The sequence below is a fragment of the Dietzia sp. UBA5065 genome, assembly GCA_002415925.1.
Classification (GTDB): domain Bacteria; phylum Actinomycetota; class Actinomycetes; order Mycobacteriales; family Mycobacteriaceae; genus Dietzia.
The window spans coordinates 11,685-14,248 of sequence record DIAZ01000058.1 but is presented as its reverse complement, the minus strand read 5'-3'; the positions used below and the strand labels follow the sequence as shown (position 1 = coordinate 14,248).

2 protein-coding genes are annotated in these 2,564 nt (G+C 73.0%); both read right to left on the bottom strand.

The window, feature by feature from the left end:
* Positions 1 to 331 (bottom strand): DUF3322 domain-containing protein (locus tag B4M60_RS04385; RefSeq protein ID WP_291080641.1); only part of this gene is annotated, 331 nt, incomplete at its 3' end.
* Positions 331 to 2,564, bottom strand: a 2,234-nt coding sequence (locus tag B4M60_RS04380) for an ATP-binding protein (protein WP_291080640.1), incomplete at its 5' end; no start/stop codon positions are given. The genes B4M60_RS04385 and B4M60_RS04380, both read right to left, overlap by 1 nt.

Genomic DNA, 2,564 nt, shown 5'->3' with positions numbered 1-2,564 from the left:
CCCCGAGCAGCCGCCAGGCCTGCTCGAAGCGCTCGACGACCGCGTGCGACGGGATCCGGTTGCGCCCGAACCGCCTGCCCCCGACCTCCTTGTACCGCACGGTGTAGCGCTCGCCGGCGCGGCTGCCGTCCTCGATCGCGGCCGCCCAGTCCTGGACCTCGCCCAGCCGCTCGCCGAGCTCTGCGGTCCGCGGGCCCGCGAGCGGGATCTCGAGCGCCTCGAACGGTTCGCCGCGGCCGAACGCGCCGAGCAGGGTGCCGTCGTCCCACCGCCGCCGCACCTTCGCCCGCACGGTGTCGGGGGTCGCCCACCGGCGTCCGTCGCCGGGCATCAGCCGCCTCCGCGTTGCTCGTGGTACTCCTGTGTGGTCATCATGACGAGCCGGGAGTAGCGGCCCTCGACGTTGTCCACGTAGCCGATGGAGCGGACGTACGGCGCGATCACGTGGACCTTCTGCAGCGGCGTCACGATGAGCAGCTGGATGCCCAGCTTGGCGAACAACTCGAGGGCGTACCTCGTGGACGCGTCGGACCCACGGCCGAAGGCCTCGTCGATCACCGCGAAGCGGAAGTCGCGGGCCTTCTCCGCGCCCCACTCCAGGCCGAACTGGTAGGCCAGCGACGCGGCGAGGATGGTGTAGGCGAGCTTCTCCTTCTGCCCGCCGGACTTGCCGTCGGAGTCGCGGTAGTGCTCCCACTCCTCGTCGGTCTCGCGGTCGCGCTCGGACGCGGAGAAGGTGAACCAGTTGCGCACGTCGGTGACCCGGTCCCGCCACGTGCGGTCCGTGTCGCTGTGCCCCTCGCGGCCCCGAAGCCGCTCGAGGATCACGCGCACGTCCTGATAGCGCTGTTCCGAGTAGCGGTCGTCGCCGCCGATCGCGTCGTCTGTGACGGCCCGCAGGTCCGATCGGAACGCCCGGACCTCCTGGTTGACCGTGTTCTCGCGATCCAGGCGGACGTAGCGGCCGGGGTTGAAGTCGATCGCACCGAGCGCCTCGTTGATCCGCTCCACCTTCTGCTGGATGTCATCGGCCTGGCGCAGGAGCCAACTGTGTAAGCCGGCGAGCTCGCGGATGGCGTTGGTCTTGAGTTGCTTCTCGAACTCCTCCACGAACCGCGGCAGGTCGTCCTGCGCCACCTGCTCGTGGAACCGGACGTACTCCGCGCGGGCGTCGACGGACTGGTCCATCTCGGTGGTCTGCTCCGGCCACCTCCGCCGGATCTCGGCCATCCCCTGCTGCAGGCTCGTGGTGTACCCGTTGAGTTCGCGCTGCGTGCGGTCGACCTCCTTGTCGAGCGCGTCCTGCAGCCGTCGCTCCACCTGGTGGGTCTCGTCCGCCGTCTCCGCGCGGGCGCGGCCCTCGCGGTCGCGCAGCCTCGGGTACACCTCGCGGGCCGCGGCGCGCAGCTCCTCGCCCAGCTCGGTGAGGGTGCGCTCGTCGCCGGCCATCTGCCGGGCCTCGTGGTCCGCCCGGCTCTTGGCCCCGCCCAGCGAATCGGCCAGCGCGCGTTCCGTCGAGGTGAGCTCGCCGGCGTGCGCGTCGACCTGGTCCAGGCGCCGGTTGATCTCCGCCAGCTCACTGCTCCCCTCCAGGAGGCGACGGCGTTCGGCGTCGGCGGCGTCGGCCCGGTCCCGGGCCTCCTCCCAGTCCAGGTCGCGCCACACCGGGTGGTCGCCCAGCCGGGCGAGCGCGGTGTGCCGCTCCCCCATCGCCCGCTGCTCGAGCGTCACCGCCTCGAGCAGCGCGGCGGCCCCGTCCACCTCCCGGGTGAGCTCGGCCCGCCGCTCCTGCAGGGCGGCGACCTTCTGCTCGTTGCGCCACCCCAGGACCCACCCTCGGGGATCGTCGGCCCGCTGCCTGTCGTCCTTGACGTGACGATCGCGCGAGCGGACCTGGCCCTCGCGGGTGACCGCCCGGTCGGCGCGGCGGAACTCCTCCAGCGTGCCGGCGCAGAGGTGGTCCGCCCTTGAGAACAGCTCCTTGTGCAGGTAGCCGCGCAGCGGGGTGTCGGCGACCTCCAGGGTGTCGGCCAGCATCAGGCCGTCGACCTGGGGCCGCTGCAGCGACAGGTGACGCTCGGGGACGCGCTCGTACGTCAGCCGGGCCCCCACCTCGCGTCCACCGGGGCGGCGCGCGGTGAGCCGCCGGGCGTTGACCCACTCGGCCACGTCGGCGTAGTGACGCTGGGGCACCAGGAGGGACACGGCGAAGCCCCGCAGGACGCGTTCGGCGGCCCCCCTCCACTCGGCGTGGTCCTCGGACACGTCGAGCAGCTCGCCCGCGAACGGCAGGTCCGCCTCCGCCACCCCGAGGTCCGCGCAGAGCTCGCCGCGGATCTGCAGCTGATCGGCCGGCAGGTTGCTGCGCCGTCCCACCAGGCTCGCCAGCTCCTCCTCCACCCCGCGGAGCTGGGCCTTGTGCTCGCCGTGGCGCAGGACCAGTCCGGTCTCCCGCTCCTTGAGGTCAGCGGCGTCGGACTCGAGCTCGGCGCGGAGGCCGCTCACGCGGACCTCGAGGGCGGCGAAGCCGGTGGCGTCGCCGACCGGGTCCAGCCCCGCCCGGG